At 68.7% G+C, this 13,360-nt stretch carries 9 protein-coding genes; 5 read left to right on the forward strand and 4 right to left on the reverse strand.

Annotated elements, in window-relative coordinates:
* Positions 1-3 precede the first annotated feature (3 nt).
* The 4 genes from JOF42_RS07865 to JOF42_RS07880 are packed head-to-tail and all read left to right on the forward strand — an operon-like array spanning position 4 to position 4,939.
* Entirely contained in the window at positions 4-1,026 is a 1,023-nt protein-coding gene (locus JOF42_RS07865; RefSeq protein WP_210097356.1) for an ABC transporter permease, read from the forward strand.
* Positions 1,023-2,954: a dipeptide/oligopeptide/nickel ABC transporter permease/ATP-binding protein gene (locus JOF42_RS07870; protein ID WP_210097357.1), complete on the forward strand. Its 1,932-nt coding sequence runs from the start codon at positions 1,023-1,025 to the stop codon at positions 2,952-2,954. The genes JOF42_RS07865 and JOF42_RS07870 overlap by 4 nt, the downstream gene beginning before the upstream one ends.
* Positions 2,951-3,754, forward strand: coding sequence for an ABC transporter ATP-binding protein (locus JOF42_RS07875; RefSeq protein ID WP_210097358.1), 804 nt, complete (start codon positions 2,951-2,953; stop codon positions 3,752-3,754). Before JOF42_RS07870 ends, JOF42_RS07875 begins: the two co-directional genes overlap by 4 nt.
* A complete protein-coding gene (locus JOF42_RS07880; protein WP_210097359.1) occupies positions 3,755-4,939 on the forward strand; it encodes a M20 metallopeptidase family protein in 1,185 nt (394 codons plus the stop codon).
* Between the two features lie 21 nt (positions 4,940-4,960).
* On the opposite strand, the gene JOF42_RS07885 is transcribed toward JOF42_RS07880, so the two are convergent.
* Genes JOF42_RS07885 through JOF42_RS07895 form a run of 3 tightly spaced genes read right to left on the reverse strand, consistent with a single transcriptional unit; the run spans position 4,961 to position 9,295 of the window.
* Positions 4,961-6,328, reverse strand: coding sequence for a S10 family serine carboxypeptidase-like protein (locus JOF42_RS07885; protein WP_210097360.1), 1,368 nt, complete (start codon positions 6,326-6,328; stop codon positions 4,961-4,963).
* A gap of 10 nt (positions 6,329-6,338) precedes the next feature.
* Positions 6,339-7,802 (reverse strand): S10 family peptidase, encoded by a 1,464-nt coding sequence (locus tag JOF42_RS07890; protein ID WP_210097361.1) that lies wholly within the window; start codon positions 7,800-7,802, stop codon positions 6,339-6,341.
* 50 nt (positions 7,803-7,852) lie between these two features.
* Positions 7,853-9,295, reverse strand: a complete 1,443-nt coding sequence (locus JOF42_RS07895; protein ID WP_210097362.1) for an XRE family transcriptional regulator — start codon at positions 9,293-9,295, stop codon at positions 7,853-7,855.
* Between the two features lie 109 nt (positions 9,296-9,404).
* Between JOF42_RS07895 and JOF42_RS07900 the strand changes: the two genes are divergently transcribed.
* Positions 9,405-11,267, forward strand: coding sequence for a phosphoenolpyruvate carboxykinase (GTP) (locus JOF42_RS07900; RefSeq protein WP_210097363.1), 1,863 nt, complete (start codon positions 9,405-9,407; stop codon positions 11,265-11,267).
* 140 nt (positions 11,268-11,407) lie between these two features.
* Here the strand turns inward: JOF42_RS07900 and JOF42_RS07905 are convergent, their stop codons facing one another.
* Entirely contained in the window at positions 11,408-13,291 is a 1,884-nt protein-coding gene (locus JOF42_RS07905) for an ABC transporter ATP-binding protein (RefSeq protein ID WP_210097364.1), read from the reverse strand.
* Positions 13,292-13,360: the final 69 nt, after the last annotated feature.

Below are 13,360 nucleotides of genomic sequence, written 5' to 3' on the forward strand. Positions count from 1 at the left end.
CGTATGACGTCGCAGATCGTGACGCGGCCGAAGACCGTCGTGGTGGCCACCCCTCGGGGTGGTCGCCACGGCGGCGGGCGCTGGGTCCCCTTCCTCCTTCGGCGAGTAGGCCGGATGCTCATCGCGATGCTCGTGATCGTGACGGCGGCATTCGTCGTGCTGCGCGCTGCCGGCGGAGACCCGGTGCGGGCCGCGCTCGGCCCCACCGCGCCGGCATCCGTGGTGGCTGAGCGCCGCGCGCAGCTCGGGCTCGACGATCCGCTGATCGTGCAGTTCTGGGACTACCTGACGGGCATCGTGCTTCGGGGCGATCTCGGCGTCTCTCTCATCACCGGGCGATCGGTCAACGAGCTCGTCGAGTTCCGGCTCCCCGCGACGGTGCAGCTCGCGGGGATCGCGTTCATCGTGATCCTGCTCATCGCCATTCCGCTGGGGCTCGCGATCGCGATCCTGACCGTCGGCAACAGGCGCCGTCCGGTCGAGCTTGCCTTCACCTCGGTCACCGGCTTCTTCGCCGCCGTGCCCGAGTACCTGATCGGCGTCGTGCTGCTCATGGTGTTCGCGATCACGATCCCGATGCTCCCCGTCGCCGGAATGAGCGGGCCGCAGTCCTTCATCCTTCCGGTCCTCGCCCTCGCTCTCGGCGCCTCGGCCTCTCTGTCGCGCATCGCCCGTGTCGAGGCGATGAACGTGCTCACCGACGACTACATCCGCACCGCGCGATCGAAGCGGCTGCCCGCCGCGATGATCTACTTCCGGCACGCGCTGCCGAACATGCTCACCGCGACACTGACTCTCGGCGGCGCACTGCTGGCGACGATGATCGCCGGAAGCGTGCTCGTCGAGCGGGTCTTCAACTGGCCGGGCATGGGCAGCGCCTTCGTGCAGGCCATCCTCACGAAGGACTACGGCATCGTGCAGGGCCTCGCCATCGTCTACGCGGCGATCATCCTCGTCGTGAACCTGCTGGTCGACATCGTCCTCGCCGTCCTCGACCGTCGCACGACCATTCTGGAGACCGCATGACCTCCGCACACCGGCGTCGTTCCTGGCTGCTGCAGTCACCGATGGCGTTGATCTCCCTGACCTTCATCGCGATCTTCGCCCTTCTCGCCGTCATCGCTCCCATGCTCTGGGGAACGCAGGCCGAGACCCCGTCTCCGGCCGACCTGCTGCAGCCTCCGAGTGCGGAGCACCTGCTCGGCACCGATGCGCTCGGCCGCGATCTGCTGCTGCGCACGCTCGTGGCGACGCGCCTGTCACTCGTGATGGCGCTGGCGGCGACCGCGATGGGTGCTGTCGCAGGGCTCATCCTCGGCGCGCTGCCGGTGGTCGCGGGTGCCCGCGTGCAACGCCTCTTCGGGTCGGTGATCAACACCTGGCTCGCGTTCCCGGTGCTGCTCGTGGCCATGCTCACGGTGATCCTGCTCGGCACCGGATCCACGACCGCGGTGATCGCGCTGGCCCTGACGATGACCCCGTCGTTCGCCCGTCTGGCGCAGACCCTGTCGTCTCGCGTCGGCGGCTCGGAGTATCTCGCAGCGGCCCGCCTGCTCGGTGTGTCGAAGACGCGTCAGTTCACCCGGTACATCATTCCGAACATCGCCGAACCCGTGATCGTCAACGTGACGCTCTCGATCGGCGGCGGGCTGCTCGCGCTGTCGAGCCTGAGCTTCCTCGGGGTCGGTGTGCAGCCACCCGAGTACGACTGGGGCCGCCTGCTCAGCGAGGGCTTCGAGCAGGTCTACAGCCAACCGTCGGCGATCGTCGGCCCCGGCGTGATGGTGGTGGTCGCCGGCATCATGTTCGGCATGTTCGGTGAGGCGCTCGCCTCGCACATGCGCGGTCGAGGCCGGGCGCGCACGCTCTCGGCGCGCGAACTCGGCGATCCGACCCGCGTCGATGCGACGGGCGTCGCGGAGGAGCCCACCGACGACGTCGAGCCGCTCCTCGAAGTGGCAGGTCTCAGCGTCTCGTTCCCCGGCGAGCACGGCTGGGTTCGTCCGGTGCAGGACGTCTCGTTCCGCATCGCCCCCGGCGAGATCGTCGGCGTCGTCGGCGAATCGGGCAGCGGGAAGAGCGTGACGATGATGGCGATCGCGCAGCTCGCGCCGGCAGGTGCCGCGGTCAGTGCGCAGCGGCTCCGCTTCGCCGGTGAGGAGCTCGCGGGTCTCTCGGACGAACGTGCGGCGAAGAAGCTCGGTACCCGCGTCGGCGTCGTCTTCCAGGACTCTCTGACAGCTCTCAACCCCGCGCTCCGCGTGGGCACGCAGCTCGCCGAGGTTCCGCGGGTGCACCAGGGCGCATCGCGCAAGGATGCCGATGCCGCGGCCGTCGAGGCCCTCGCGGCCGTGTCGATCACCGATCCGAGCCGCCGTGCCAAGCAGTTCCCGCACGAGTTCTCCGGAGGCATGCGTCAGCGCGCACTGATCGCGATGTCGCAGATCGGCAAGCCGAGACTGATCATCGCCGACGAGCCGACGACGGCCCTCGACGTCACGGTGCAGCAGCGCGTGCTCGCTCTGCTGCGTCGAGAGTGCGAGGAGACGGGCGCTGCCGCGATCGTCGTGTCGCATGACATCGCGGTGCTCGCCGAGCTGTGCCAGCGGATCCTCGTGATGTACGGAGGCCGGATCGTCGAGGATGTCGACGTGCGTCATCTCGCCGAGCCCGAGCTCCTCGCGCACCCCTACACGCGGGCGCTCGCCGAGTCGCTCCCCGACCTCGACACCGATCGCACCGCTCCGCTCGCGACGATCCCCGGTGAGCCGCCGGATCTCTCGCTGCCGGTCGTGGGATGCGGATTCGCACCACGCTGCGCCTTCGCGACCGAGGTGTGCCGCACCGAGACGCCGCAGCTCGTGGCCCACGGCTCCGGACGTGTGGCGTGCTGGCATCCGCAGGATCAGGATGCGGGCGTCCACGAAGACTCCTTCGAGAAGGCGGGTGCATGATGGCTGATCTCGTCATCGAGAACCTCGTGGTCACGTTCGGTCGAGGCCACCACGCCGTGAACGCTGTCGACGACGTGTCGCTCACCGTGCCGCACGGCACGACGGTGGGGCTCGTCGGCGAGTCGGGTTCGGGAAAATCGACCGTCGCGCGCACCGTCGCCGGGCTGCAGAAGCCGACCTCGGGGCGCATCCTGCTCGACGGCACAGACCTCGCGGTCGGCCGCCGCGATCGCCGTGCACATGCCCGCGACGTGCAGATGATCTTCCAGGATCCGTACTCCTCGCTCAATCCGCGCATGTCGGTCGGAGAGACCCTCGATGAGGCCCTCGCGACTCACGGAGCGGGCAACGCGCGCGCTCGCGCCGCCGGAGTCAAGGAGCTCCTCGAACTCGTCCGGCTCAAGCCCGGGGTCTCGGAGCTGCATCCGTCGAGCCTGTCCGGAGGCATGCGGCAACGCGTCGCCATCGCACGCTGTCTCGCCGTGAAACCGCGACTGATCATCGCCGACGAGATCACCTCGGCCCTCGACGCCTCGGTGCAGGGTGCGGTGCTCAACCTCATGCGCGAGCTGCAGCGCGAGCTCGAGCTCTCGGTGCTGTTCATCACGCACAACCTCGCCGCGGTCCGCTACATCGCCGACACGACGGCGGTCATGCGCAACGGCGAGATCGTCGAGTACGGTGACGCCGACGCGATCGTCTCGCACCCGGTGCATCCGTACACACAGGCGCTCGTCGCCGCGATCCCGCGCATCCAGAACGCGGGAACCGACAGCCTCCTCCACTCGATCGGACACTGAATGACCCTGCTCGACGATGCTCGGGGCCTCCTTCCCGAACTCGTGGCCCTGCGCCGCGCCATCCACGCCGACCCCGAACTCGGACTCGCGTTGCCCAGAACTCAGCAGAGAGTGCTCGATGCCCTCGAACCGTGGGAGCTCGAGACACGGTGCGGCACCGGCCTGAGCTCCGTGGCCGCGGTCGTTCGCGGCGCGCACCCCGGCCCGACGGTGCTGCTGCGCGCCGACATGGATGCCCTGCCGCTCACCGAGGACACCGGACTCGACTACGCCGCCTCGGGAGAGCGGATGCACGCGTGCGGGCACGACCTGCACGTCGCCGGTCTCGTCGGCGCCGCTCACCTGCTGGCCGCCCGTCGGGAGGAGCTTCACGGCGACGTGCTGCTGATGTTCCAGCCGGGTGAGGAGATCGGCGACGGTGCGAAGCGGATGATCGACGAGGGTCTGCTGAAGCTCACCGGATCGACCCCTGTCGCGGCTTTCGGCATTCACGTGGTGCCGGGGGAGTACGGGATCTTCTCGACCCGCGTCGGTGCTCTCATGGCCGGAGCGATCGAGGTCGAGGTGACCATCACCGGTCAGGGCGGCCATGCCTCGGCGCCGCACCTCACCCGCGACCCCGTGCCGGCACTCGCTGAGCTGGTGACGGCTCTGCAGACTTTCGTCACACGACGCTTCGATGTGTTCGACCCTGTCGTGCTCAGCGTCACCCAGGTGCACGCGGGCGGCCCCGCCCGCAACATCATCTCCGACACCGCGACCCTCGTCGCCTCGGTGCGGGTGCTCTCGCACGAGAGCAGCGCCCGGGTGCAGGAGGAGCTGCCGGTGCTCGCCCGCGAGATCGCCGCGGCTCACGGCTGCACCGCGGAGGTCGACACCACCGTGCTCTGCCCGCCGACCGTCAACGACGCGAGCGCTGTCGCCGCCGTGCGCTCGACGCTGGCCGGGCTGTTCGGCGAGGAGCGGGTGCTCGAGACCCCGAATCCGGTGATGGGGTCGGAGGACTTCTCGTACGTGCTCGAGCAGGTGCCGGGTGCGTTCCTGTTCCTTCGCGCGACGCCCGCAGAGGTCGATCTCGAGACGGCCGCACCGAACCACTCGCCGCACGTCGTGTTCGACGACTCGGTGCTGGCCGATCAGTCGGCCGCGCTCGCTGCCTTCGCGCTCGACCGGCTGCGGGGCTGAGACAGCCCTTCGCCCCTCGCGTCAGCGCTGGAGGAACGCGCGGAGGTCGGCGTTGAGCCGGGCCGAGACGTCGGCGTCGCTGTACATCATGTGCCCGGCCTCGTAGCGGTGGGCTTCAGTGCGCTCGCGCGGCAGGTCCCAGTGGCGCAGCAGGTGGTCGGCCGCGCCGACGGTCGTGAGCGAGTCGTAGACCCCGGTGCCGATGAAGAGCCGCGACCGGGGCATCTGCGTCATCCACTGCGAGAGCCGTGCCGGGTACGGGTACGTGTGGAACGGCGAGGGGCGGCCCATCGCGATGAACCTCGCGCTGCCCTCGTCTTCCCACGTCCAGTTCCGGCCGGCCTCGGGGTCGACGATCCGGTACGGACGATCGGGGGAGTCAGGGAACGCCTCGGCGAGCAGCTGAGCGAGTCCGGAGGCATACCTCGGCGACAGCGCGACATCAGACGGGTCGATCTCACCCTCTCCCCACGAGCGATCTCCGGCTCGCGACTGATAGCGACTGTCTGTGACTCCCAGCGTCCTGCCCCGCAGCAGCCGTGCGCGGAAGTCCTGCTTGCTGATCCAGAGTCGTGAATCGATCAGCTCCTGCGTCGGGATGCCGATCATGCCGGACAGCCTCGCCGCTGTCTCCGACAGTGCGGATGCTGAGATCTCATCGCCCTGCAGCATCGCGAGCGCCAGGTCGGTGCGCGCGAAGTGGAGTGCGGCGTCGATCGCGTCGTCGACCGTCGAGTGCTCGCGCGAGCCGACGCCTTGGAACCACGCGGTCGCCGCCTTGTAGGGCAGATTGGCGAGCGCGCCGACGACGTTGCCCGGCCGGTCGAGGGTCTCCTGGATGTTGACGGCCTGCCCGAGCAGCGCGATGCCGTCGAGGGGCGCGGTGTCCGCACCGTGCGCGGTGGTCGCGAGGAAAGCCGCGCGCTGCGTGCCATAGCTCTCGCCGAGGAAGAACTTCGGCGAGTCCCACCGGCGGTGTCGGTTCACCCACTCGGAGATCGCGATGGCGATGGCGTCGGCGTCGCCCTCGACGGACCGGAAGGCCGATGCATCCGCTTCCTCGGCGAACGATCCGAAACCGGTTCCCGGTGCATCGAGGAACACCAGGTCAGCGACATCGAGGATCGTCGACGGACTCGCCTCGATCCCGTAGGGCGGAGCGCCGTCGGTCACGGGGTCGCGAGGGATCCGTGCACGCCACGGGCCGATGCCGCTGAGGTGCAGGTAGACCGACGACACGCCGGGGCCGCCGTTGGTGAGGAACAGCACGGGGCGAGTGGCCGTGCCGTCGACGACGTAGCTGAACGCCGAGACCGTGCCCTGCGCGACGCCGTCCGAGCGCCGCAGCGGCAGCTCCTCGAGTCGCGCGGTGTACTCCAGGGGGCCCATGCGCCGCATGTCAGCGGGCGGTGGCGTCGAGGTAGAACGCGTCGAGGTCGCTCTTCATCCGCTCGACCGCTCGCTCGTCGACGAACGTCATGTGACCGGATTCGTAGAACGTGAAGCGGATGTTCTCGCGCAGCGACGGCGCGAGATAGAGGTGCGCGACGTCGAGCTCCGGACCGAAGAACGGCGTCGCCAGGTCGTAGAAGCCGCCCATGACGTAGACCTTGAGGTTGGGGTTGCGTCGCACCGCTGCCGAGAGATCGAGCGAGACGTCGGGAACGAGCTGGGGAGCGTCGATCCCCGGCGCCTTGTGCTTCCAGTCCCAGGCCCGGGCGATCGGCATGTTGTGCAGGTGCCGGTAGTGCAGCTCGCTCGTGTAGCCGATGTCGTCGACCAGGTGGGTGCGGTAGGTCGACAGGTGCGCGCTGTTCACCCCGGCTGTCGCCGCATCGTCGGTCGCGGGGTCGTGCGAGCCGTTCCCCACGACGTACTGGTGCTCGGCCGTGAAGCGGGTGTCGAAGCGTCCGATGACTTTGCCCTCGTCGGCGAGCAGCGCATAGCGGTACTGCTCCATGCCGATGCGGAAGTGGTGCGTCTTGAGGTAGTCGGCGTCGAGTCCGATCAGGGCGCTCAGCTGCTGGGCCACCGCATCCTCCTGCGCGCCGGAGAGCAGGTCTCCACGCAGCAGAGCCTCGGCGAATGGGCCCTGTGCGAACTCGCGGGCCTCCGCGAGGAACGGTTCGAGCGCCGTGTGCGTCGTGCGCGCCTTGCCGTGATACCAGGCGGTCGCCGCATACGAGGGCAGCAGGTTGATGTACTCGCGCGGGCCGCCCAGGTTGCTCTCGCCCCAGTTCAGCACGGTCGACAGCAGCACCACGCCGTTGAAATCGAGTCCCTGGTTCTGCAGGCGGTGCACGAGCGCCGATGCCCTGGTCGTGCCGTACGACTCTCCGAACAGGAAACGCGGGGCGTTCCATCTGTTCGTGAGGGTGAGCCAGCGGGTGATCGCCTTGGCGAAGGCGTCGACGTCCTGGTCGACGCCGAAGACCTCGGACTCCTCGGCGTCTCCGAGCAGCCGCGAATAGCCGGTGCCGGGGGCGTCGATGAACACGAGATCCGATGCGCTGAGCAGCGTGTGCGGGTTGTCGCCCGAGAGGTAGGGCGCCGGAGGAGTCGCCTGCGGGGTGTTCGTGGGGGTGCGCTTCGGGCCGAAGCCGCCGATGTTGAGCCACAGGCTCGCAGATCCGGGGCCGCCGTTGAAGAGGAACGTCACGGGGCGCACGGGGCCGCCGTCGAGGCGGTCGGCGATGTACGAGGTGTAGAACACGCTCGCGAGCGGGCGCTGCTCGTCGTCGCGGACGATCACCGTGCCGGCACCCGCGGAGTAGGCCAGCGTGCTCCCGCCCACCGTGATCTGGTAGCGACGCGAGGTGAACGTCTCAGAGGTAGCGCTGTCGGCAGGTATCGGCTCGGTCACGGGGCTCCCTGGAGGTCAATGAATGAGTGAATTGAATATATCTTAATCGATCACTCGATCGCGTGACGCCCGAGGAAGTTGTAGACCTCGTTGTCGTCGACGCCGGGGAATGCGCCGCGGGGGAGCGGCGAGAACATGTGCGTGTGCACGCGGGCGCTCGGCCAGGCCTTGCCGTTCCATCGCTCGGTCAGGTCGGCGGAGGGGCGGCGGCAGCAGGCCTCGTCGGGGCAGCTCGACACGGCCCGATCCGTCGTCTCGCGTCCGCGCCACCAGCGGGCGTCGTCGAAGGGAACGCCGACCGTGATCGAGAACTCGCCGTCGGTGGCGGCGCCGGTCTGGGTGGAGCACCAGAAGGTGCCCGATGGCGTGTCCGTGTACTGGTGGTGCTCGTTCGTGCGGTTCTGCTGCGTGAACGCCGCCCGCGCCTGGAACCTGCGGCACACGCGCTGACCCTCGACGGCACCGGTGACGTCCATCGGCAGGGGGATGTCGTCGTTCTCGTACACCCGCGTGATCGCACCGGTGGCGTCGACGCGGAGGAAGTGCAGCGACATCCCGAGGTGCTGCGTGAGCAGGTTCGTCATGCGCATGCCCGCCGCCTCGTGCGTGACGCCGAACGCGTCGCGGAAGTCCTCCACCGCGAGGTTGCGATCCTTCTTCGCTTGCTGCAGGAAGGCCACGGAGGCCGTCTCGGGCATCAGGCAGGATGCCGCGAAGTAGTTGATCTCGAGTCGCTGCTGCAGGAAATCGGCGTAGTCGGTGGGAGGGGTGTGCCCGAGCAGGCGGTGCGCCATCGCCTGCAGCGCCATGGACCGCAGGCCGTGGCCACCGGGGATCGAGGCCGGCGGAAGGTAGATCCGTCCGTTCTCGAGGTCGGTGACCGATCGCGTCGAGTGCGGCAGGTCGTTGACGTAGATGAGCTCGAACCCGAGCTTCTCGGCCATGATGCTGACCGTGCGGTGTGTGAGCGCGCCCTGCACGTGGCCGGCCGAGCGCAGCTGTTTCTCGGCGAGCTTCTCGATGTCCCCGAGATAGTTGTGCTGCGCACGCATGCGCAGTCGCAGCTCGGTGTTGGCGCGGCGTGCTTCCTCCGGCGTCGCGATCGCCTCGCGCTCGCGCCGCTGCAGCTCGCGGTGGAGGCCGAGCATCGACTCGATCGTGTCGTCGCTCATGCCCTTGGTCACGCGCACGGGGGCGATGCCGAGCTGGCGGAACACCGGGCTCTCCTGGGCGCGTTCGAGCTCGATCTCGAGGGCGGCTCGGCGGTTCGGCGGCTCACCGGAGATCAGATCGGTGACCTCGGTGCCCGTCGCGTGCGCGATCGCCTGCAGCAGAGAGAGCTTCGGTTCGCGTTTGCCGTTCTCGATCAGGCTCAGTTGCGAGCCGGCCACTCCGACGAGCGCGCCGAGTTCATCGAGCGTGAACCCCTTCTCGAGGCGGTGGTGTCGGATGCGGTGTCCGAGAGTCGCGAGGTGAATGCCGGAGGGAGCCATTCCTTGATCCTAGCGAAAGAACATCGATTCTTATCGCCACGAATGGCCGAAAGTCGGCGTCGAACCGGAAGATGATGGAACAAACGCCCCTCACTTCAAAGGAGTAGTCATGGCGATCGCCGAAGTCTTCACCCCCCGAGCAGCATCCGTCGCACCGGTGCGCACCTTCGGGACGGCTCCGACGTATGACACCCCTGCGATGGCAGAGCTCGCGGCCTGGGTCGATGAGATCGCCGCCCTCACCGAGCCTGCCTCGATCCACTGGGTCGACGGCTCGCGGGCCGAGAACGACTGGCTGCTGCGCGGCCTGGTCGACGAGGGCAAGCTCATCAAGCTCAACCCCGAGTGGCGACCGGGCTCGTACCTCGCCCGCTCGCACCCCAGCGACGTCGCCCGCACCGAGGGACGCACGTTCATCTCGTCGGAGAACGAAGAGGATGCCGGTCCCACGAACAACTGGGCGCCTCCCGCGCAGATGCGCGAGAAGATGACCGAGATCTTCGAGGGATCGATGCGCGGTCGCACGATGTTCGTCGTCCCGTTCTCGATGGGCCCCGTCGGCGGCCCTCTCTCGCACATCGGCGTCCAGGTGACCGACAGCGCGTACGCCGTGGCATCCATCGGCATCATGACCCGCGTCGGCGACGCGGTCACCCGTCAGATCGCCGACGGTGCGCCGTGGGTCAAGACGGTCCACTCCGTCGGTGCTCCGCTCGCCGCGGGTGAGGCCGACGTCGAATGGCCCTGCAACGACGACAAGTACATCGTGCACTTCCCCGAGACGCTCGAGGTCTACTCGTTCGGCTCCGGTTACGGCGGCAACGCGATCCTCGCGAAGAAGTGCTTCGCGCTGCGCATCGCCTCGGTCATCGCCCGTGACGAGGGGTGGCTCGCCGAGCACATGCTGCTCATCCGCGTCATCGACCCCGCGGGCAAGGCGTACCACGTCGCCGCGGCGTTCCCCTCGGCCTGTGGCAAGACGAACCTCGCGATGCTGCGTCCGACCATCCCCGGCTGGCGCGTCGAGACTCTCGGCGACGACATCGCGTGGATCCGTCCGGGGGAGGACGGTCGCCTCTGGGCGATCAACCCCGAGGCAGGCTTCTTCGGTGTCGCACCCGGCACGGGCGAGTCGACCAACGTGACGGCCGTCGAGACCCTCTGGGGCAACACGATCTTCACGAACGTCGCGCTTCGCCCGGACGGCGACGTGTGGTGGGAGGGTCTGACCGATCAGGCGCCCGCGCACCTCGTCGACTGGGAGGGCAACGACTGGACCCCGGATTCCGACCGTCCGGCCGCGCATCCGAACTCGCGCTTCACGGTCTCGGCCGCGCAGTGCCCGCAGATCTCCGAGGATTGGGAAGAGGCGGTGCCGCTCGACGTCATCCTCTTCGGTGGTCGTCGCGCGACCAACGTGCCGCTCGTGGTCGAGGCGACCGACTGGACGCACGGCGTCTTCCTCGGCTCGAACATCTCGTCCGAGCGCACGGCCGCTGCCGAGGGCACCGTCGGCGAACTGCGCCGCGACCCGTTCGCGATGCTCCCGTTCTGCGGGTACAACATGGCCGACTACTTCGGACACTGGCTGAAGGTGGGTCGTGGCCTCCGGTTCGACCGCGCCCCGCGTATCTTCCAGGTCAACTGGTTCCGCCGCGGATCCGACGGCCGGTTCCTGTGGCCCGGATTCGGCGACAACTCGCGGGTCGTCGACTGGATCATCCGCCGCATCTCCGGCGAGGTGTCCACCGTCGACAGCCCGATCGGTCGCCTGCCCATCGTCTCGGACCTCAACCTCGACGGCATCGAGGTGCCTGAGGCCGATCTCGACGAGCTGTTCTCGGTCGACGCGGAGGCGTGGAAGACCGAGGCCGACCTCACCGAGGAGTTCTACGACACCTTCGGCGACAAGGTCCCGGCTGCGCTCCGCGCCGAGCTGGCGTCGCTGCGCTACAGGCTCGACAAGGCCTGACACAGACCGGCGCCGGTTCGGGGGAGCCGGCGCCTCATCCTTTCCCAGACCCGCGAAGGCGGGACGTCAGAGACGAACCCATGGCTGAGTGGTCTCCGGCATCCCGCCTTCGCGTACTTTCGTTCCCGCAGTGCCGGGTGTCAGGCGAGCAGCTGGTGGCGCGCGAGGTCGCGGTACAGCGGCGTCGACTCGACGAGTTCTCCGTGCGTGCCCTGACCGACGACGACGCCGTCCTGCAGCACGACGATGAGGTCGCTGTCGACCACGGTCGACAGCCGGTGCGCGATCACGATGAGCGTGCGGTCGGTCGAGACCGCATCGATCGCCTCGCGCATGCGCTGCTCGTTGACCCCGTCGAGCGAAGAGGTCGACTCGTCGAGCAGCAGGATCGGGGCGTCGGTCAGCAGTGCGCGCGCGATCGCGAGGCGCTGGCGTTCACCGCCCGAGAGCATGACGCCGTCTTCGCCGACGGGGGCGGCGAGCCCGAGCGGATTGCGCTCGAGCACATCACCCAGGTTCACGGCGCGCAGCACCTTCTCGCACTCGGCATCCGAGGCGTCGGGTGAGGCGAGTCGCAGGTTGTCCGCCAGGGTTCCCGCGAGCGTCGGCGCATCCTGTTCGACGTAGCCGAACTGGGCGCGCAGCTCGTCTCGAGGGTAGGTGCGGGCGTCGTGCCCGTAGAGGCGGATCGAGCCGCCGGTGGGGTCGTAGAACCGCTCCACGAGCGACAGGATCGTGCTCTTGCCGGCACCGCTGGGGCCGACGAGCGCCACGCGGGAGCCTCGTGGCACCGCGAACGACACTCCGCGCAACACCTCGCGCTCGGGCGTGGGCGTCGCCTCGTCAGCGGACTCGAGGTGCGCGTCGGCGAGCAGCGTCTGCGCCTCCTTGGCAGCGGCCTGGCGGGCGGCGACCACGTTCTCGGGATACCGGAAGCGCACATCGCGGAACTCGATCGCCGGAGCTGCGGGGTCGGGGGCATCGCGCGAGATGGATGCCGCGGTCTCAGCGTCGTCCTGCGTCTCGGTCGGCAGGTTCAGCACCTCCTGGATGCGGCCGAGCGCGCCGAGCGCCTGATTCACCGATGTGATCGCTCCGAAGGTGGTGGCGAGCGGCATCACGAGCATGAACAGGAACATGATGAACGTGATCAGCGAGGCGATCGTGATCGCGCCGGCCGCGACGCGGAAGCCGCCGACGCCGAGGACCACGAGCAGCGACACCTGAAGGGCGACACCCGCGATGGGCACGACCAGCGACGAGATCTTCGCGATCCGCACGCCGATGCCGTAGGCCTCGGACGCGAGCGTCGACACCGACTCCGTCTCGCGCTCGGTGGCGCCGGAGGCACGCACGGTGCGGATCGAGCCCACGGCCCGCTCGACGCCCGAGGCGAGCTCGCCGACCTTCTCCTGCTGTGCCGTCGAGGCGGTGCGGATGCGGCCGCTGAGTGCGGTGACGACGACGACCGAGATGCCGATCACGATGACGATGAGCAGGAGCAGCACCGGGTCGATCACGAGCATCGCGATCAGGGCGCCGAGGAACAGGATCGCGCTGCCGACGGCATCCGCGAGTCCCTGGGTGAGGACGGCGTAGAGCAGCGTGGTGTCGGTGCCCACCCGCGAGACGAGGTCTCCGGTGCGACGAGCGTCGAACTCGCTGATCGGCAGCTGCAGGATGCGCGAGATCAGCTTGCGTCTGCTGGAGTACACGACGGCGGTGCCGGTGCGCTGCAGAAGGTAGTGCTGGTAGCCCGAGATGATCGACGAGACCACCACGAGGCCGACGAGCACCCACACGAGGATGCCGATGCCCTCTTCGGACTGCACGGCTTCGATGACCTGTCCGACGAGCAGCGGCTGCGCGAGCGATGCGGCAGCGCCGAACACGCTGAGCACCGCGACGACGATGAGCGTGCGCTTGTGCTCGAAGAGGAAGGGGAGGAGCTGGCGGAAAGTGGCGCGCGGACCATCCTGCGGCGCGCCGCGTCCGCGTCGGCGTGACGTCGCCGTGCTGGACATGCGGAACCTCGTTCTGAAAGGGGTAGTTCGACCGTACTTCGTGCAGGGCCGATTTCTGTGGATGGGCTG

It is taken from the genome of Microbacterium phyllosphaerae (genome assembly GCF_017876435.1).
Taxonomy (GTDB): Bacteria; Actinomycetota; Actinomycetes; order Actinomycetales; family Microbacteriaceae; genus Microbacterium; species Microbacterium phyllosphaerae.

What these genes read in the sequence shown, in the direction of transcription:
- JOF42_RS07880 (WP_210097359.1), top strand. Translation starts at nt 3,755, where the DNA reads ATGACCCTGCTCGACGATGCTCGGGGCCTCCTTCCCGAACTCGTGGCC.
- JOF42_RS07900 (WP_210097363.1), top strand. Translation starts at nt 9,405, where the DNA reads ATGGCGATCGCCGAAGTCTTCACCCCCCGAGCAGCATCCGTCGCACCG.
- JOF42_RS07905 (WP_210097364.1), bottom strand. Translation starts at nt 13,291, where the DNA reads ATGTCCAGCACGGCGACGTCACGCCGACGCGGACGCGGCGCGCCGCAG.
- JOF42_RS07885 (WP_210097360.1), bottom strand. Translation starts at nt 6,328, where the DNA reads ATGGGCCCCCTGGAGTACACCGCGCGACTCGAGGAGCTGCCGCTGCGG.
- JOF42_RS07895 (WP_210097362.1), bottom strand. Translation starts at nt 9,295, where the DNA reads ATGGCTCCCTCCGGCATTCACCTCGCGACTCTCGGACACCGCATCCGA.
- JOF42_RS07870 (WP_210097357.1), top strand. Translation starts at nt 1,023, where the DNA reads ATGACCTCCGCACACCGGCGTCGTTCCTGGCTGCTGCAGTCACCGATG.
- JOF42_RS07875 (WP_210097358.1), top strand. Translation starts at nt 2,951, where the DNA reads ATGATGGCTGATCTCGTCATCGAGAACCTCGTGGTCACGTTCGGTCGA.
- JOF42_RS07865 (WP_210097356.1), top strand. Translation starts at nt 4, where the DNA reads ATGACGTCGCAGATCGTGACGCGGCCGAAGACCGTCGTGGTGGCCACC.